18 protein-coding genes and 3 tRNA genes are annotated in these 18,637 nt (G+C 37.8%); 14 read left to right on the top strand and 7 right to left on the bottom strand.

Features of this window, described 5'->3' with window-relative positions; translation table 11 throughout:
* The first annotated feature begins 22 nt into the window (after nucleotides 1–22).
* From tsaD to ACY2RU_RS06230, 6 genes are all read left to right on the top strand, one after another.
* Nucleotides 23–1,045, top strand: a complete 1,023-nt coding sequence (tsaD, locus tag ACY2RU_RS06255) for a tRNA (adenosine(37)-N6)-threonylcarbamoyltransferase complex transferase subunit TsaD (protein WP_490137572.1) — start codon at nucleotides 23–25, stop codon at nucleotides 1,043–1,045.
* A 52-nt stretch (nucleotides 1,046–1,097) separates the two neighbouring features.
* The gene (locus ACY2RU_RS06250; RefSeq protein ID WP_490137571.1) at nucleotides 1,098–1,817 is read left to right on the top strand and encodes a 16S rRNA (uracil(1498)-N(3))-methyltransferase; all 720 of its coding nucleotides are present in this window, start codon (nucleotides 1,098–1,100) and stop codon (nucleotides 1,815–1,817) included.
* 123 nt (nucleotides 1,818–1,940) lie between these two features.
* Nucleotides 1,941–2,222: a hypothetical protein gene (locus tag ACY2RU_RS06245; protein ID WP_490137570.1), complete on the top strand. Its 282-nt coding sequence runs from the start codon at nucleotides 1,941–1,943 to the stop codon at nucleotides 2,220–2,222.
* 46 nt (nucleotides 2,223–2,268) lie between these two features.
* Nucleotides 2,269–2,913, top strand: a complete 645-nt coding sequence (locus tag ACY2RU_RS06240) for a DUF4159 domain-containing protein (RefSeq protein ID WP_490137569.1) — start codon at nucleotides 2,269–2,271, stop codon at nucleotides 2,911–2,913.
* Nucleotides 2,903–3,265: a hypothetical protein gene (locus ACY2RU_RS06235; RefSeq protein ID WP_490137568.1), complete on the top strand. Its 363-nt coding sequence runs from the start codon at nucleotides 2,903–2,905 to the stop codon at nucleotides 3,263–3,265. Before ACY2RU_RS06240 ends, ACY2RU_RS06235 begins: the two co-directional genes overlap by 11 nt.
* Nucleotides 3,262–3,759: a TrmH family RNA methyltransferase gene (locus ACY2RU_RS06230; protein WP_490137567.1), complete on the top strand. Its 498-nt coding sequence runs from the start codon at nucleotides 3,262–3,264 to the stop codon at nucleotides 3,757–3,759. The genes ACY2RU_RS06235 and ACY2RU_RS06230 overlap by 4 nt, the downstream gene beginning before the upstream one ends.
* 3 nt (nucleotides 3,760–3,762) lie before the next feature.
* Here ACY2RU_RS06230 and ACY2RU_RS06225 read toward each other — a convergent pair whose 3' ends face one another.
* Nucleotides 3,763–3,915, bottom strand: a complete 153-nt coding sequence (locus ACY2RU_RS06225) for a hypothetical protein (protein ID WP_490137566.1) — start codon at nucleotides 3,913–3,915, stop codon at nucleotides 3,763–3,765.
* A gap of 159 nt (nucleotides 3,916–4,074) precedes the next feature.
* Here ACY2RU_RS06225 and ACY2RU_RS06220 point away from each other — a divergent pair, with 159 nt between their 5' ends.
* From ACY2RU_RS06220 to ACY2RU_RS06185, 8 genes are all read left to right on the top strand, one after another.
* Entirely contained in the window at nucleotides 4,075–5,169 is a 1,095-nt protein-coding gene (locus ACY2RU_RS06220) for an AI-2E family transporter (protein ID WP_490137565.1), read from the top strand.
* A complete protein-coding gene (locus ACY2RU_RS06215) occupies nucleotides 5,141–6,343 on the top strand; it encodes a class I SAM-dependent methyltransferase (RefSeq protein ID WP_490137564.1) in 1,203 nt (400 codons plus the stop codon). Before ACY2RU_RS06220 ends, ACY2RU_RS06215 begins: the two co-directional genes overlap by 29 nt.
* 133 nt (nucleotides 6,344–6,476) lie before the next feature.
* Nucleotides 6,477–6,560 (top strand) — tRNA-Ser (locus tag ACY2RU_RS06210).
* Between the two features lie 72 nt (nucleotides 6,561–6,632).
* Nucleotides 6,633–6,707, top strand: a tRNA-Pro gene (locus ACY2RU_RS06205).
* 81 nt (nucleotides 6,708–6,788) lie between these two features.
* Nucleotides 6,789–6,862: transfer RNA gene (locus tag ACY2RU_RS06200), tRNA-Arg, on the top strand.
* Between the two features lie 727 nt (nucleotides 6,863–7,589).
* Entirely contained in the window at nucleotides 7,590–11,525 is a 3,936-nt protein-coding gene (locus ACY2RU_RS06195) for a hybrid sensor histidine kinase/response regulator transcription factor (protein ID WP_490137563.1), read from the top strand.
* A gap of 119 nt (nucleotides 11,526–11,644) precedes the next feature.
* Complete coding sequence (locus tag ACY2RU_RS06190; RefSeq protein WP_490137562.1) at nucleotides 11,645–11,797, top strand: hypothetical protein; 153 nt, start codon at nucleotides 11,645–11,647, stop codon at nucleotides 11,795–11,797.
* Between the two features lie 4 nt (nucleotides 11,798–11,801).
* On the top strand, nucleotides 11,802–13,427 hold the full coding sequence (locus ACY2RU_RS06185) for a phage tail-like protein (protein WP_490137561.1): 1,626 nt from the start codon (nucleotides 11,802–11,804) through the stop codon (nucleotides 13,425–13,427).
* A 461-nt stretch (nucleotides 13,428–13,888) separates the two neighbouring features.
* Here the strand turns inward: ACY2RU_RS06185 and ACY2RU_RS06180 are convergent, their stop codons facing one another.
* The 6 genes from ACY2RU_RS06180 to ACY2RU_RS06155 all read right to left on the bottom strand — a co-directional run bounded on the left by ACY2RU_RS06180 (nucleotide 13,889) and on the right by ACY2RU_RS06155 (nucleotide 18,526).
* On the bottom strand, nucleotides 13,889–14,227 hold the full coding sequence (locus ACY2RU_RS06180; RefSeq protein ID WP_490137560.1) for a hypothetical protein: 339 nt from the start codon (nucleotides 14,225–14,227) through the stop codon (nucleotides 13,889–13,891).
* A 2-nt stretch (nucleotides 14,228–14,229) separates the two neighbouring features.
* On the bottom strand, nucleotides 14,230–14,700 hold the full coding sequence (locus ACY2RU_RS06175) for a hypothetical protein (protein WP_490137559.1): 471 nt from the start codon (nucleotides 14,698–14,700) through the stop codon (nucleotides 14,230–14,232).
* Between the two features lie 133 nt (nucleotides 14,701–14,833).
* Nucleotides 14,834–15,391 (bottom strand): REP-associated tyrosine transposase, encoded by a 558-nt coding sequence (locus ACY2RU_RS06170; RefSeq protein WP_490137558.1) that lies wholly within the window; start codon nucleotides 15,389–15,391, stop codon nucleotides 14,834–14,836.
* Between the two features lie 397 nt (nucleotides 15,392–15,788).
* A complete protein-coding gene (locus ACY2RU_RS06165) occupies nucleotides 15,789–16,136 on the bottom strand; it encodes a hypothetical protein (RefSeq protein ID WP_490137557.1) in 348 nt (115 codons plus the stop codon).
* A 99-nt stretch (nucleotides 16,137–16,235) separates the two neighbouring features.
* Nucleotides 16,236–16,478 (bottom strand): CDGSH iron-sulfur domain-containing protein, encoded by a 243-nt coding sequence (locus tag ACY2RU_RS06160; RefSeq protein WP_490137556.1) that lies wholly within the window; start codon nucleotides 16,476–16,478, stop codon nucleotides 16,236–16,238.
* Between the two features lie 2 nt (nucleotides 16,479–16,480).
* Entirely contained in the window at nucleotides 16,481–18,526 is a 2,046-nt protein-coding gene (locus ACY2RU_RS06155; protein ID WP_490137555.1) for an HD family phosphohydrolase, read from the bottom strand.
* Nucleotides 18,527–18,637: the final 111 nt, after the last annotated feature.

Below are 18,637 nucleotides of genomic sequence, written 5' to 3'. Positions count from 1 at the left end.
CAATTAATATGCCTATTTTACCGTGAACAAAACTAATTGTTATATCCTTGGAATTGAATCATCCTGTGACGACACAGCGGCAGCCGTAATCAACAACGGTGTTGTACTTTCTAATGTTGTTGCAACACAATCAATTCATGAAGAATACGGCGGAGTTGTCCCCGAGTTGGCTTCTCGTGCGCATCAGCAAAACATAGTTCCGGTAATTCATCAAGCGTTGCTCAAGGCAAATATCGATAAAAAACAGCTAAGTGCCATAGCTTTTACAAGGGGTCCAGGATTAATGGGATCGTTGCTTGTAGGAGCCTCATTTTCAAAGTCTTTGGCTATGGGATTGGGTATTCCATTGATCGCTGTAAACCACATGCAAGCACATATTTTGGCTCATTTTATTAAAGCCGAAGGACAAACAGCTCCTAACTTTCCATTTCTTGCACTCACAATTAGTGGAGGGCATACTCAAATTGTAAAGGTGAATCACTTTTTTGATATGGAAATTATTGGAGAAACAATTGATGATGCTGTTGGGGAAGCTTTTGATAAATCGGCAAAAATACTCGGACTCCCCTATCCTGGAGGTCCGTTGATTGATAAATATGCCCAGAAAGGTGACCCGAAGAGATTTCCTTTTACAAAGCCCAAAGTAAAACCAATGGATTTCAGTTTTAGTGGCTTAAAAACAGCAGTGCTATATTTTGTACAACGTGAAACCGAAAAAAATCCCGATTTTGTCAAAGAGAACCTGGAAGATATCTGTGCAAGTTTGCAATACACTATTGTATCTTATTTAATTGATAAACTAAAAAACGCGGTAAAAGCAACCGGTATCAAGGAAATTGCCATAGGAGGCGGTGTTTCGGCAAATAGCGGAATTAGAGCTGCTTTAAAAGATGCCGAAAAACGATATGGCTGGAAATCTCATATCCCAAAATTTGAATATTGTACCGATAATGCCGCAATGATCGCGATGGTAGGCGAATTAAAATTTAAAGAAAAACTGTTTGCAGAAAATGATGTTGTTGCTAAAGCCCGAATGAAACTTTAAATAAAGCAGACGATACTCCAAAATTAATCCATTAACTCACTAATTCATTATTTTGAATCTATTTTATAATAAAAATATAGCCCCAACCGACAAACAAGTGCTTTTTGATAAAGAAGAGAGTCGGCATATTGGCAAAGTATTGCGTAAACATGAGGGTGATTTATTAGACTTAACGAATGGTCAGGGTTATTTTTTTAAGGCTCGTCTTGTTTTAGTGAGTCCTAAACAATGTGTGGCGGAAATAATATCTTCTGAATTGCAGCCGCAACTACATTATCATTTACATTTAGCCGTTGCTCCCACAAAGTTAAATGATCGCTATGAATGGTTTCTCGAAAAAGCCACTGAAATAGGCGTAAGTGAAATTACACCAATTATCTGTGATCACAGCGAACGCAAAGTCATTAGACCAGAACGTTATGAAAAGATCATTATTAGCGCCATGAAGCAGTCGATTAAAGCCTATTTACCCGTATTAAACCCAGCTATTTCCTTAAATACTTTTTTATCTTCGGAAGTAAATCCGCAACAACAAAGTTATATCGCGCATTGCGAGGATGATCAAAAACAATCTTTAAAATCGGTCCTCAAACCGAAAGAATCGGTTTTAATTTTAATAGGACCTGAAGGAGATTTTTCCGCTTCAGAAATAAAAAAGGCGCTACATCTTGGTTATAAACCCATTAGTTTAGGCGATAGCCGACTACGAACCGAAACAGCGGCAATTGTTGCATGTCATAGCGTTGCTTTTGTAAACGAAGACTTATACTAGTCCGTTATTTTAGTCGGATAAATACGTATTATAGCGTTGCTAATAGGTAAAAAGGTGCATTTCATCGAAAATAAGAGTTAATTATCGGCTAAATAACCATAATTTAACATTTCAAGTGTCTATTTGTCGTTTGTATTCTATAGTTTTGTCTTATCATTCCCCAATGAACCCCAAATTGTTATCATTGAACCCCATTTTATGTCTATTTCAGCCCTTAAATACGGAAGAACTATAACGTCTTCAGTCGATTCTATTACCAATAATATTGAAGTTATTGATGCGATAGATTCTGTAGAAGCATTTAGTTTAGAGTTAGTACACACCACAAAACATGCCATCGCAATCGAAGCAGATTGGTTGGATTTCACACATGAGCTTGGTCGTGGCATTTTTAATAAAATTTAGTCTAAAGTACTAGGTTGTATATTCTGTTTTGTATTTTTGAAACAGTATGCGCTCAATCCTATTTTTAATTTTTCTTTTTTTTCTAAAGGCCAATTCTTTTGGTCAAGAAATTGCTGTGCTGCAATATGGCGGCGGCGGCGATTGGTATAGCAATCCTACTGCCCTATCCAATTTAGCGAAGTTTTGCAACGAACAAGCAAATACAACAATAAATGAAAAAACGGCAACGGTAACACCAGAGAGTATAGATCTCTTTGATTACCCGTTTATTCATATGACCGGTCACGGAAATGTTTTTTTTACTTCGGAAGAAGCAGAAAACATTCGAACCTATCTACTAAGTGGTGGTTTTTTGCATATTGATGACAATTATGGTATGGATGAATACATTCGAAAAGAACTCATTAAAATATTTCCAGAAAAACAGCTAAAGGAATTACCTGGAAATCATCCTATTTTTAATCACAAATTCGCGTTTCCACAAGGCTTGCCTAAGATCCACGAGCACGAAAATGCCAGACCACAGGCCTTTGGCTTCTACAATGAAGACCGTTTGGTGCTATTGTACACATTTGAAAGTGATCTGGGAGATGGCTGGGAAGATCCCGAAGTTCATAATGATCCACAAGAAGTACGCCTTAAAGCTTTGCGTATGGGAGCCAATATTGTAACCTACGTTTTTGAAAATTAGCCTTATGATTATAAGTTATTATTGTTCTTCTTGTAAAAAAGACAACTATATTAAAACCAAAACAACTAATAGATTTGATCTAGAACGTGAACTTGGATCTGATGAAATTGCCAGAAACTGTGACCACTGTGGTACGTTCGAAAAGAAACATTTAAATCGGCTTCACGCTGAGCCTGCCAAATATGTGCTTTGGTTATGTATTGCCCTAGCTATTGTTCTTACCTTGTTGGTCTTCTATTTCGGTTTTATAGCAGTAATAACAGTGTCTTTACCTATATGGATCTACTTTGAGGCGCAAAAAAAAGCGAGCCAATTTAATAAAGCGGTTCTAACAAGAAGGCTAAAAAAATGAATGAGCAGCACACGCATCGCTCTACGCCGTTTTCAGAAAGGAGAAAGGAGATTACTATTATTTGTGACGGACTCGGTAGTCCGGCAAATATTGGAGCTTTGTTTCGTTTGGGAGATGCCTTCGGAATAAAAGAGATCATTTTCTGTAATGCAACCATTGATGTATCCAGCAACCGATTAAAGCGCACAGCGCGTAATACCATTGCTTCTATACCGTATCGTTCTTCCGAAGATATAATGCAAGAAATCAACCAATTTAAGCAAAAAGGCTGTCAAGTTGTAGCTCTCGAGATCACTAGTGATAGCATTCCTATCAATACATTTACAACCGAAACTGATGCGGGCCTCGTTTTGGTCATTGGTAACGAACGCCGTGGAATTTCAGCAGAAGTATTAGCTTTAACACCCGCAGTACATATTGAAATGTTCGGACGCAATAGCAGTATGAATGTCATTCAAGCAACTGCCATTGCCTTGTATGCACTAACTCTGTAGTTTTTATTCTGGGAAACCTATAAAATAATAGGTACCAATAACCGCGGCAATCAATACAATTAAAACGATTATAATAAAACCTGCGCCAACACGTGTTTTTTTGTTGTCCTGTAAAAGATATTCTTCCGTTTCGTTTTCTGGGTCTTTAACAATCATAATTTGTTTTTTCTTTTCAAGATACAAAATCAACTTGTTACTCACTTGTTGTTTGCTTGAGTTTAAGGTTAATTTAACGTCCCTTTATTATAATATTATAGGCGAAATGATTGTGAAAATATTAATATTGATAACTAGCTATTATACTATATTTACTACGTGAAAAAAGAATCAAAAGCAATTGCTCTAGGTATTTTAAAAGCCGTCGCTGTTATAGTGGGCGTGCTTATGCTGTGTTGGTTTTTGTATCAAATACAGGCACTTATCCTTTATATAGGAATTGCCGCGGTAGTTTCTTTAATTGGGAGGCCAATAATGGTATTTTTAAAGGACAAACTTAAATTCTCAAGAACATTAGCAGCACTTACCACTCTATCTATGGTGATTGCAACGATAGGAATGCTCTTTTGGATCTTTGTTCCTATCATTGTAGAGCAGAGTAAAAATATAGCAGAGATCGATTTTGAATTGGTTAAGAGTGATCTGAATGAGTTGAGTATGCAGGCTTCAGACTACCTCGGGGTAGAAAAGATTAACTTATTTGAGGCAATAAAGCGAACACAATTTGTTTCTAATTTTAATATGGAAGCCATTCCCGATTTTATTGATATTTTCTTCGGAAGTATTGCTGCAACGGTTATTGGACTTTTTGCTGTCTTGTTTATTTCCTTTTTTCTATTAAAGGATGACAAGATGATTCCTATGGTGGTTACCGCTTTTGCAAAGCCCGGACGCGAAAAACGATTTATACTTGTACTAAATAAGACTAAACTGCTTCTTTCGAGGTATTTCCGCGGACTCTTGTTTCAAATCTTAATTCTCACCTTGTTTTATTCTGTGCTGTTACTGGTCTTTGGAATCGAAAATGCCATAGCTATTGCACTTATATGTGCTTTTTTAAACATAGTTCCTTATTTAGGACCGTTGATCGCTGGCGGACTGATGCTGCTTATTGTTATTTCCAATAATTTGGCAGCCGACTTTTCGTCAGAACTTCTCCCCGTTCTAATCTATGTATTTATTGGTTATTGTCTTGCTCAACTATTTGACAATTTGATCACCCAACCCGTCATATTCGGAAAGAGTGTGCGCTCGCATCCATTAGAAATATTTATAGCCATTTTGGTTGGAGGTTATCTATTTGGAATTCCAGGAATGATTCTAGCTGTACCCACATATACCGCCGTAAAAGTGATCGCTAAAGAATTTTTATCTGAATACAAAATTGTTAAACGTCTTACTAAAAACTTGTAGTATCACTTTCAATAATAATATATTAAAGCCTAAAATTCAGGAATTTATAATAAATTTTTCTGAATCAATATCTACCTTAGCACTACGCGGAACTTCCTTTGAAGGAGTCACAACTAAAGACGTCATTCAGCAAATTGAAAGTAGGCGAAAAGCCGAAAAAAAGTTGCCACTTTGGTTTTCTTCGGAAGGGATCTATTATCCGCCAAAACTCAATATTGAACAAACCTCTTCCGAAATTACAGCCAAATATAAAACAGCGCTTGTTCGAGCCAAATCACTTATTGATATTACAGGAGGTTTTGGTGTAGATAGCTATTATTTTTCTAATCAGATTGACAGGGTTGTGCATTGTGAAGAAAACACTTCGCTTTCTGCAATTGCAGAACACAATTTTAAACAGCTAAAAGCAAACAATATAGAAGTGATTGCTGGCAACGGACTCAAGTATGCCATGCAACAACATTTTGATGTGATCTATGTCGATCCCTCGCGAAGACATGCCTCAAAAGGTAAAGTTTTCTTTTTGTCAGATTGCGCACCAAACATTCCTGAGCAATTAGACAAGCTTTTATTGCATTGTGATACTTTGATGCTAAAAACTTCTCCCATGTTAGATATTTCTGTGGGATTGAGTGAATTGTCTCATGTCTTTGAAATACACATTGTTGCTATTGATAACGAAGTCAAAGAATTGATTTGGTTAATAAAAAAAGACGGAGGCGATAATTTACTTATCAAAACTGTAAATCACACCAAGGATGGGCTGCAATTATTTGATTTTGATTGGAATGATACCACGGAAGCCTCTTATAGCCTGCCATTATCTTATTTGTATGAACCAAATGCGGCTATCATGAAAAGTGGGGCATTTCAGCAGGTATCAAAGGTATTCGATTTAGGCAAACTACATATAAATAGTCATTTGTATACAAGTAACACCTTAATCGAATTTCCAGGCAGAAGATTTAAAATAGAACAGCAACTGCCCTATTCAAAAAAAGCGATAAAGCAGCTGGGTTTGTCAGGGAGAATTCATGTGAGTACTAGAAATTTCCCAATGTCAGTTGCAGAACTGCGAAAAAAATGGAAATTAAAGGAAGGTGGCGACCAATATCTGTTTTTTACCACCGACTTGGAAGATAACAAGATTGTATTGCTGTGTAAAAAGGCTTAAAACGAAAAGCTAAAGGGTTGAAATTCTTTACTCTGCAAAAAAGCGATAAAAAAGCCTATAATTTGTTTGCGTTATAAGGATTGAAGACATACATTTGCACTCGCATTTTAGAAGAACACGTTCATAAAATATTGGAGAGGTGCCGGAGTGGTAACGGAGCAGATTGCTAATCTGTCAGCGCGTAAGTGCTGCCCGGGTTCGAGTCCCGGTCTCTCCGCAAAAGTGTTGATAAATTACCTTTCAACGCATTTAAAAGAAAATTTGTTTTACTTTTGTCAAACAGAATTTTCGGGGTGTAGCGTAGCCCGGTCATCGCGCCTGCTTTGGGAGCAGGAGGTCGCAGGTTCGAATCCTGCCACCCCGACAAAAACCGAACGTGAGTTCGGTTTTTTTGTTTACATGTTTTGATTTCGTAGTTGTCAAAACAGGTTTAAATTATAACTACGGGCTCGTAGCTCAGCTGGATAGAGCACCTCCCTTCTAAGGAGGCGGTCACAGGTTCGAATCCTGTCGGGCTCACTTAACTCGAAAAGTCTGCACAAATGTGCAGACTTTTTTGTTTTCCAGAGAAACGAAGACGCAGTCTTAGTGTTTCGGAGGAAAACAAAAAAAGAATCACGCGACAAGCGTGATAGACTTTTCATTTTCAAGCGGGAGTCTACTCAGGATCACGAAGTAATCCTTTTAAAATAGCAAGCTTTGGTTTTTAAGGTCTGAAGGAAAAAAAAGAATCACGCGACAAGCGTGATGGACTTTTCATTTTCAAGCGGGAACCTACTCAGGATCACGAAGTAATCTTTTTAAAATAGCAAGCTTGGTTTTTAAGGTCTGAAGGGGAAAAAAGAATCACGCGACAAGCGTGATGGACTTTTCATTTTCATGCGGGGGCCCAATCAGGATCAGCGTAGCTAATCCTTTTAAAATCGCAAGCTTGGTTTTTAAGGTTTGAAGAGGAAAAAAGAATCACGCGACAAGCGTGATGGACTTTTCATTTTCAGGCGGGAACCTACTCAGGATCACGAAGTAATCCTTTTAAAATAGCAAGCTTTGGTTTTAAAGGTCTGAAGGGAAAAAAAGAATCACGCGATAAGCGTGATGGACTTTTCATTTTCAAGCGGGAGCCTACTCAGGATCACGAAGTAATCCTTTTAAAATCGCAAGCTTTGCTTTTAAGGTTTGAAGGAAAAGAAAAAAAGAACAGCACTTCCCTCCTTTTTCTTAACTTTAGTGTTTTTTGCTACTGTCAATGAAAAAATATATCACCCTTTCGATCTTTATTGCAACGCTAGCTTCGTTCGCCCAGCAACAAAGACAGATCTCCTTTAATCATCTTTCGGTCAATGACGGACTCTCACAGAATAGTGTGGTTAGTATTGAACAAGACAGTACGGGCTATTTATGGTTTGCAACTCAGGATGGGCTCAATAAATATGACGGAAAGCAATTTATTCAATATCAAGCCTTTTTTGAAGATATTACACGTGATACTTATAGTAGATTAGGTAAAGTCTTCGTTGATAAAAATAATGAGATCTACATTATAACAATTAATGGAATACTCCAAAAGCTAGATAGAACCAACAATGCATTTACTGTAATTCCTGAATTTATCAACGCAGGAAGTATTTTTCGGGATTCTTATGATAAGATGTGGATCGGTACCTTCGGAAATGGGCTCTACAAGATTGAGGCGTCCGATACACTACAAGTTTTTCATAGCAAAGATATTCGAAAAGATGTCTATGCTATTTCAGAATACAACGGAAATACAGTAGTCGCCACTTCCGAAGACGTATATCTCTTTCCTCCAAACACACCACTTTATACGTCTATTGCTCCTAAAAAGACAAACTCGTTAATCAACTTTAGTAGTATTGCAACTACCGAAGATCAAACTTTGTGGGTGGGGAGTTTTGGTCATGGGCTCTTTAAAAAAACAGAACAAGATGATTATTTAGAGCCATTTCTTGGGTTTGGCAGTTCAAAAAGCCTTCCTGCAGATCTCAATATTGAAAGCTTATTGGTTGATAGCAAAGATCGTTTGTGGGTTGGCACCTACGGAGATGGTGCTTATTTGCTTGATTTTTCTTCAGAAGAAATTGTTCATTTTACACCAGAATCTCTCAATCCAACGGCCATTCACTATAACGACATTCTCTGTATATATCAAGACTATACAGGAACTATCTGGCTTGGAACCGACGGCGCGGGGTTAAGCTATTTTGATGAAAATCTCAATAAATTCAATGTTCTCACCAATTACCAAACGCCCAGTTTTGCCAATATTGACGTGGTAAGAGCTATTACCGTAACCGATGATCACACCATTTGGATCGGTACTTCAGGAAAAGGACTTACAGCTTATACACCTGCACAAGGGAAATATAGCGCCTATACAGAGGATGCAGCTCCACCCTATAAAATTCCGTCGAATAGGATCATGAGCCTTTTAAGCGATAAGCACGTGTTGTATATGGGATTTCAAGATGTTGGTCTTAGCATGCTCAAAAATGGTAAGATTACCAATTATAATCCCACTACAAAGCCTGCTTTAGAAGCAAGTACTATTTGGACCATTCACAAAGATCAGAATGAGCAAATTTGGTTGGGTACGGGAGATGATGGTCTTATAGCGTTTAATACGGAAGTAGGCAGCCTCAAACAGTTTCAAACAAGCGAAGATCCAAAAAGTATTTCTAGTAACACCATACGTGCGATCATAGACGGTGAGCCTGGTGAATTATGGATCGCCACCGAGGCAAACGGAATTAATCGTTTTTCAATCGCTTCGGAAACCTTTGAGCGTTTCGATCAAAAGCCTTTCCAAAACATTAAATCGCTGTATTATGAGTCTGGGTTACTTTGGATCGGTACCAACGGGCAAGGGCTGTATGCTTTTGATGTGGCTTCGGAAGAAATTCACCACTTTACAACTTCCGACGGACTGCCAAATAATGTGATCTATGGTATTCTGCCCGATGACTCTGGCAATTTTTGGCTTAGCTCTAATCGCGGACTCTCTAAATTTTCTATTGATCAACAAATGAAGCCAACGGTAGTCAATTATGATATGTACGACGGTCTGCAGTCTTTTGAGTTTAATACAGGAGCCCATTTCAAAGATCAAGACGGAACCTTATATTTTGGAGGCTTAAAAGGGATGAATTGGTTTCAGCCAAAAAACATTCATTTTAATACTTCTAAGCCCAAAACAGATATTACCGGATTAGAAATCTTTAATGAAACCTTTCCTTTAATACAAAATGCCTCCTATTCCTATAATCAAAATAATATTTCATTCACCTTTGCTGGTCTCCATTTCTCGCAACCAGAACGCAACAACTATAAATATCTTTTAGAAAATTACGATAATGTTTGGTCGAAAGCTACCACAACAAATTTTGCGCATTATGCAAAACTTCCACCTGGTGACTATACATTTAAAGTTGTTTCTAGTAATTATGATGAAGTTTGGAGCGATATCCCTGCCACCTATTCATTTACAATAAAAGCGCCCTGGTATTTCAATATTTGGGCAAAGATTATATACGTTCTGCTAGCGCTTACTGCAATATTTGTGGTCTATCATTATCTAAAGTCTCGTTGGCAAATGCAGTTGCAATTACGTCTAGAACATGAAGAGACAGAACGTTTAAAGAAGCTAGATGAACTTAAATCAAAATTATACACCAATATCTCACATGAATTTAGAACCCCTTTAACGCTTATTTCTGGCCCCGTACAACAACTTATTAGTAAAAGCGGATTAACCACTAATGACAAGAAGGCTCTTCAGGTTATAGAAGGAAGTTCACAGCGTATGTTGCGATTGGTCAATCAACTTCTCGATCTCTCAAAACTGGAAGAAGGTTCGGTTTCCTTGCATGTGACACAGCAAGACCTCACGCCTCAAATTACACAAATATTAGAAGCCTTTACCTTACAGGCCAAGGAAAAAGGAATCGATATAATTAGTCGCTTAGATGCGATCAACAATGCGTGGTACGACAAAGACGTGCTTGAAAAAGTTGTCTCTAATTTATTGTCGAATGCAGTAAAATATGCGCCAGAAAATTCAGCGATTGTGTTTACTGCGGAAAAAAGACACGACTATCTTCATATTGAAGTAGAAAATGATAATCAAACGCTTTCTTCCAAAGACATGGAAAAACTGTTCGTTCGCTTTTTTCAGGCCGATAAAAATACGCAGGGCGTTGGCGTAGGACTGGCATTGATCAAAGAGCTAGTGACACTTTCAAAGGGAAGCATTGAAGCAACTCGAAAATCGGCTAAGACTATTGTGTTTACCGCTATTTTACCCATTGCCAAAGAAAAGTATAATGCTAATTTGGTCGTTCCCAAAAAAAATGAATACGACTTTGTGACTGCTCCCACTCCAGAGATCTTTGAGATAAACTCTGAAGAAATACCAGTTCTTCTTATTGTAGAGGACAATTTGGAGATCAGAAAATACATAGTTTCACTTTTTTCAGAAAATGCAACCATCCTAGAGGCTGTAAATGGATTGGAGGCTGTTAAAATGGCCATTGAACACATTCCAGACCTAATTATTAGTGATGTGATGATGCCTGTGAAAGATGGTGTTGAAATGTGTAATGAGCTAAAAAAGGATACAAGAACGAGTCATATTCCTATCTTTTTACTCACAGCAAAGATTGGCGATACTGCTATTTTAGAAGGCCTACAAAGTAAAGCCGACGATTATATCACCAAGCCATTTAATGCTGAAATACTGAAACAAAAGGTGACTAATAAATTGCTATCCCGATTAGAACTTCGGAAAAAATACAGTCAGCATCTGTATTTAAGTCCGAAAGAGATCGCCTTTACCTCATATGACGAACAGTTCTTAGAACAACTTCAGCAAGTTATCGATAAACATATTACCGACCCCGAGTTTAAAAGTGAGACCTTTTCTGATGCCTTGGGGATGAGTCGTATGCAGCTGCATCGTAAGTTAAAGGCACTTACCAATTTGAGCACATCCGAATTTATAAGAATAGAGCGTTTAAAGGCTTCGCTTCCACTGCTAGAAAATTCGGGAATGACTATTTCCGAAGTTGCCTATAGCGTTGGCTTTAATACGCCCTCCTATTTTACCAAGTGTTTTAAAGAAGTCTACAACAAAACACCTGCAGAGTACGCAAGTGACCAAAATTGACGTCATGTTACATTTGATTGTTAGCGTGTTACAATATTGATACACCCCTTTCTACGAATCTCATACTTTTGATTTGTAGAAGTTATTTCATCCTTTTTTCGATTATTTCAGTAAAACCTATGACAAAGCCAAAAGCAGCATATGTTGGTGAAATAGATCCGTTGACCCCAGAGATTTATTTGAACATTGACCACCTAAAATGTGGATCATACAGCTTTCATTTTGTCCAAAAAGACAAGGTGATCAAAACTATTCAAATACATAAATCATAAGGATATGAAAACAATTTTTGTACTATGCATGCTTTTTACTGCAACAACCCTTTTTGCTCAAGTTGGTGTTGGCAATACAAATCCACAAGCCACTCTAGACATTTCGGCAACAAATGTAGCAGCCCCCTTAAATACAGACGGCATCTTGATTCCCCGTATTGATGATTTTCCAGCTACTACTCCAACTGCAGCTCAGGACGGCATGATGATCTATGCCACGGGAGCTGGCGCGGTGAGCCGTGGGTTTTATTATTGGGATCAAAACACGACTACCTGGCTTGTTTTGGGTGGCGCAAAAGCAATCAATGAATTAAGTGACGGTAGAAGCGACAACGATGGTAGTAACAACGGTTCTTCTATTTTCTTAGGAATAAATGCGGGATTAAACGATGATCAAGCCGATAATCAGAGTGTTGGCATCGGGTTTGAGGCGTTAGCCTCTAGTATAACCGGAGACGATAATATCGCCATTGGATATCAATCTCAAGAGAGTAATATCTCAGGTTTTTCTAATATCGGTATTGGAACCGAAACCCTATTTAATAATACTGCCAACGGAAATATAGCGATCGGTTTTCGCAGTTTATTTACAAATTCTTCGGCAAGTGATAATATTGCTATTGGCTTTTCATCCCTGTATGCCAATACAACGGGCGCTCAAAATGTGGGTGTTGGCTCGCAAACGCTTCAGAATAACACCACAGGGTTCTTTAATAATGCCTTCGGAAGATACGCCTTAGGAGGCAACACGACGGGCGCAGGAAATACGGCTGTAGGACATGGAGCTATGTTGCATAATGTGGTAGGGAATGACAATACGGTACTAGGATCTGGAGCCGGAGCAAATATTAACGGAAGCAATAATGTATACATTGGTCATAATGCTGGAAGACCCGCGAGTTTAAGCACCAACTTTGGAAATGTAGCGATAGGATATCTTGCAGGAAGCGGTTTAAACTATAACAATCAGCTCTTTATTGATAATTCCAATACGTCCAATCCGTTGCTTTGGGGAGACTTTGCCGCAGACCTTTTACGTGTCAATGGCGCCATGCAGGTTAACGTTCCAGGAAGCGGTGGCTATGCATTACCTTCGTCTGATGGAACCGCAGGGCAAGTATTGCAAACCGATGGTTTAGGGGCGGTAAGTTGGCAAAATGGTGGAAGCAGCAACACAGTAGCTTTAAAATTAATAAATAGTACGAGTATTACAAGCTACGCAAGTTTTCCTACGATCAATACCTTTACGTTTGATACAGAATTATTTAATGTTGGTGGAGGTGCTTATGTGCCAGGAACAGGAACCTATACTGTTCCCGAAGATGGAATTTACCAGATGATATCAAATATTTCTATTCTTTTTAGCGCGTCGCCAGCCACTGATATGATCATGATCTTTCGCGTTTATGTCAATGGAGCCATTGCAGATCAAACCAATCTTCAAAATGGTGCATTGGTCAGTACCAGCTACGCTCAAACATTTCCATCAAACTTCCACTTATCGCTTAATTCAGGTGATACGGTGCAATTTAGATATCTTATGACGTGGGGTGGCTCTACGCCTGTTCCACAAATAGCAGGAGGTATTGGCTCGGGAACATCAACAATTTCTTTAGTAAAGGTCAACTAGCTATAGCTACCTAGTTGATTCCCCAAGGACATCCTACGGTTTATGCTGTAGGGTGTTTTTTTTTGGCGGGCTCCAGACAACGCACTTCGTTTGGTCTGGACCGGGCTATCCGCTACAATCTGCCGTCGGCAGGATTTTCACTACTATCCCTGCCCGTACCGAAAAGATACGTTCGGGCGGGCCTGCCCGAAAGCAGGAAAACTAAAGATTGTCATCAGCTCATCGAAACCCTTTTTTTCGTCACGTATAAGCCTAGAGGCTCCGCTAGCAGGCTTTAGTGTTATGGAAGTCACGAGCGAGACGCTCGCGCTAGCGGGAGGATATTTTGACCATCTTTGAAATTAATTTTACTAATCAAGCATGTTAGTAAAATAACTATTGTTTTAATACCACTGTTGTGATAGACACGAGCCTACCGTTTGAAGAACGGTACAGGCAGCTCGCTCTGGTGACGGGAATTTTTATAAAATAGAAAATGCATATATACCTCTATCTAATAAATAATCGTAAAGCGGTGAAACCCATCCTAAATAAAATAAAATTTGACCTACAAGAAAAAGTGTAATAACCAAAACTATTTTAGACTTTCCATTTCTTTTTTTTACTATTTTAATAATAGTATAAATTAAGAAAATAAAAACCAATAATTCAAAAAATAAGATAATACCACTAGAATGTATCGCGCTTAATGTAGATTCTATCCAAAAATTCTCTTCTTTTTTTAAGTGAAAAAATAATCTCGCTAAGTGCTCAATATTAGGCATTATAAGAAATACAAAGTATAGGATATAGTTTTTCATAATTATAAAATCTTTTTGCCGATTTTACTTGCTGCTTTATATAGTTTGTCCCAATCACCATTATTGAGTGGAGGAGTTCTAAAAAGACCTCCGTTTCTATAGAACCAAGAATTTTTTGCTATCCAACCGTCAACGGCGATAGGATGTTTAGCTGCGTTAACTGACCCGTCAGAATCCACAACAATGTTATTAGTTCCAGTTACAACTTTAAATACTGCATTTTTATATTTGATCGTTGCCAAACCATCTATATCTGCGTATAAGCTTTTATTAGATCCTATTTCTAATGGTACATCACCTTCTTCAGGCTTGGCATATGAAATACCTTCACTATTATTTATGACTGATGGAGTCATTTTTTTACCACCTGCTTTCTCAATTTCTGCCCAAGTTTTGTCAGTAATATCTATGCCTTCACTATATTTATCGAGTTCAGTACCGTTACCTGATTCTAATAATTCATCATGATCCATTCCTTCTTTAAAATCAGCTTCATTATCTATAACTATTGCTTTTCCTGTTGCACCTTCACTATTATTTCCTAAATATTTTCAATCGCTGGCGCGAGCGTCTCGCTCGTGCTATAATGATCCTTATATAGCAGCTCTAACCTAAAAACCCGATATCATCAATTTCCATCATAGCATCTAGTTCTGCATAATTTCTTGCACTGCTGTACTTCCAGTCCCACGGTTCTACTACAAACCCGGCTGCGACTGGATTATTGTGGATATAATCAAATTTCTGCTTTATTACTGGAGTGCTCCATAGTTCAATAGGGTTATTATTTTGTTGCCAAAATTGGTACTGCTTGGCATTGCTGTTTTTCTTGGCAGCGCTGGCAAAATGTAATAGCAACCATTCTCTTCTGCTTTCTTGTGGGTTTTGTTCAATGGCATTCAATATTGTTTTTGAAGTAAATCCTTTAAAGTCTCTCATAAACCCAGATGGATTTTCATCATCAGACCGAAATAATAGATGGATGTGGCTAGGCATAATACAATAAGCAAATAGCGCACTATTTTTATTTTCGCGACAGTATGTAAGACTGTCAATGATAATTTTTGAATAGGCTTCTCTCGTAAATACATCAATCCAGTTTACGGCAGCAAAAGACACAAAATAGGCCGCACTAGGATTATGGAACTTGTATTTTCTACTCATAAATTAAAGCTACATAAACTAAATTCAGGTTTCTAATAGTAGCGGTTTCAATTCATGAATTGCGAATATTATTTTTTGTTAATAATGTGTATACTGAACAGAATAGAGTGCTACTGTGGTTCGTTTGATTTAGCACGAGCGAGACGCTCGCGCTAGCGGGGGGTACTTTCTACTCATTCAAGCTAAGGTAGGAAAAAAGAGAATGTTTTTAATGCCACTGTTGTGTAAAGCACGAGCGAGACGCTCGCGCCAGCGGGGGCCTCAACCCATGCCCGAAAGCAGGAAAAACCGAAAGTTTGGTTCGTATAAAATATTTTGTATCAAATACGAGCAGGATCTATTGTGGTTTGTCCTATTGTTGTATAAGACACTAGCGCTAGCGGGGGATTTAAACTTATTAGTCTACATACCACTCAAAAAATGGGTCAATGAATAAATTAAATAAAATAATAATAACACCAACTAAAAAGATAACTAAGCTCGTACGTAATGTTTTTATTTTTCTTAAAATTAACAATAAAAGTAGAATTATAGAACCTAATAATGATCCATAAAAACTTATGTCAAAAGTTATTGAAATTAATTTATGATGATAAACAAAGTCAAGAATACTTGGATCAGGATTGTTATAAGAAGGTACATGACCTAAGGAAATAGAAGCTCTTAAAACATACGAGTAAAAAAGTATAATATAAAAATAAGGTGTCCAGCACACAATTTTAAAGACCTTAATTAGTAATTCCATAATCTATAGTTTTAAAGTTTCAAAAAGTTTATTCCAAGAGGTATCTGCTTTTTCAATTTCCCATCGCTGGCGCGAGCGTCTCGCTCGTGATTTCATTAATTAAGACGTATGCGACCCATCGCAGAACGGAGGATTCTTCGTTTGTTTGCAGGTACACAAATAGGCCGTCTTTGTTTCTGTAGCTTCAAAAAGCATATTTGGGGAACCGTTATTGGCATTGTGTTTACCATCACAAAACGGCTGATTTTCACTGTGGCCGCAGGTACACCATCTGTATTTTTTGCCTTCCACTAAATCGCAAGCTATTGGTGCGTCTCCACCTCTTTTATTATCGTATTCCATAGTTATTCTGGGTATTCTACGCGTAAGTGGTAGATGTTATTTAATTTTCGTTTTAGTACTTTCTTAATGGTTTGTATTTCTTTAAAGGTAATATTTGCATTGAGAAATTGCCCTTGCTCCATTTGACCGTCAATGATCTTTTCAACAAAGGCATCGATCTTGGTAGATGTTGGGTTTTTTAAGCTTTTACTAGCGGCTTCCGTACTGTCTGCCATCATTAAAATTGCCGTTTCTTTTGAAAATGGTATAGGTCCCGGATATTGGAAATCGGCTTTGTCTGCTTCCCCCTGTTGTTCTAATTCTTTTTTATAAAAGTAATAGACCACGCTAGTTCCGTGGTGGGTTCGTATAAAGTCTATTACACGATCAGGGATATTGTTCTTACGAGCAATTTCGATCCCATCAAGTACGTGGCCAACAATGATGCGGGCACTTTCCTTGGGGTCTAATTCGTTATGAGAATTGACCGAATTCACTTGATTTTCAGTAAACATAGTAGGATTTGTCATTTTACCAATATCGTGGTAAAGGGCACCCACACGTACAAGCATAGCGTTTGCACCTATTTCATTGGCCGCAGCTTCGGCCAAATTGGCGACATTCAGCGAATGATGAAAAGTACCTGGAGCCTTATTTGATAGCTCTTTAAGTAATTTTGAGTTGGTATCAGTAAGCTCTAACAAAGATACATCCGATACGAGTCCGAATATCTTTTCATAAAAATAGATCAACGGGTGTGCAAATAGTGTAAATAATCCGCAACCAACGAAGTAGCCAAAATGTTGCCAGCCAATGGCTTGAATGTTTCCTTCTTGAATTAAGAAAAAGGCGAAGTAGCCTATGATATAAATACCTGTGATCTGTCCTACAGAAATAAATAGGTTTGCACGTTTATACAATTCAGAAACGGTTAGAATTGTTACAATACCCGCAATGGTCTGTAAAAACATAAATTCAAAACTATTGGGTACGATAAAACCTAATAACAGTACGGTTAGTACATGAACAAATAAACCTAGTCGCGGATCAAAGAACGCTTTCAAGATGAGCGGTAAAATGCATAATGGAACGAGATAGACGTACTTGGCATCAAATTTCACCACCATGGTTGTAAGAAACACCATCAGGAAAATATTGAAGAAGATAAAGGTCACCTTGGTGTTGTTGTTAAAAATTTCGGGGCGGTACTTTTTCAGGAATAAAAAGAGCATTAAAAAGACCAACATCACTAGCAGCGAATAGCCAATGATAAGCCAGAGATAATTTGATTTGCTCCAAACCTGCGATTCGTATTCAGATTTGAGAGATTCTAAAACTTGATAGGTCTCCCCTTCTACTACCTCCCCCTTAGCAACGATTCGGCCGCCTTTTTCAATGATCCCGCGGTTGGGATTGATCGATTTTATCTGACTTTCGAGAGATGACTCGGTTAGCTTACTGTTGAGAACAACATTGCCATTTACGGCTCGTTTAAGAAGTTTTTCCAGTAAAAGGACGTCATTCTCTGCTACTTCGGCAGAAATTGTTCTTTCTATTTTCTTTGGAAGCGCGTCCTTTTTAAAAAATTGTCCGTAGCTGATCTCAGTGATCTCATTACCAGATTTTAAATAGACTAGCTGATCATCTGCATATGGATAAATATTTTCAGAAACGCCATTTTTATATATATCGTCCAAGATTGAAGTCCCAAGTCGTTTGAATTTACTTTCAGAAAAAACAAAAAGACTATCTACATAAGCATTCTTTAAGAGGTCGGTAAAGCGTGCTTTGCTGTCGTTTGCCTCGTTCTCATCATAATCAAAATACGGTATGGCATTGGCTTTTATCTCTTCCAGTTCTTTTTCAAGCGTTTCTGGGCTCTTTTTAATGGTAAAACTAAATGGTGCATATAAGTTTTCGTATTGCCAAGGCTTTCCTTTTTGAAAATTATACTTGAATTGCCCGCCCTTTGGGAGAAGGTAAATAATTAAAAATGTGGCACTTATAAACAGAAAGACCTTGTAGATGATCGATTGGTTTTTCGCAAGAATTGCAAATAGGTTTTTCATAGATACTATTGTAGTAGTAAAGGTATTAATAACCTTTGACTAATCCCAAAAGCTATAGAAGTAAAGATTGATAATATGATTATAAATATGTAAATTTGCACCACTTTTTAT

It is taken from the genome of Ulvibacter sp. 2305UL32-6 (assembly GCF_058148545.1).
The sequence above is the reverse complement of the archived record's forward strand: the minus strand, read 5'-3'. Positions and strand labels throughout refer to the sequence as shown.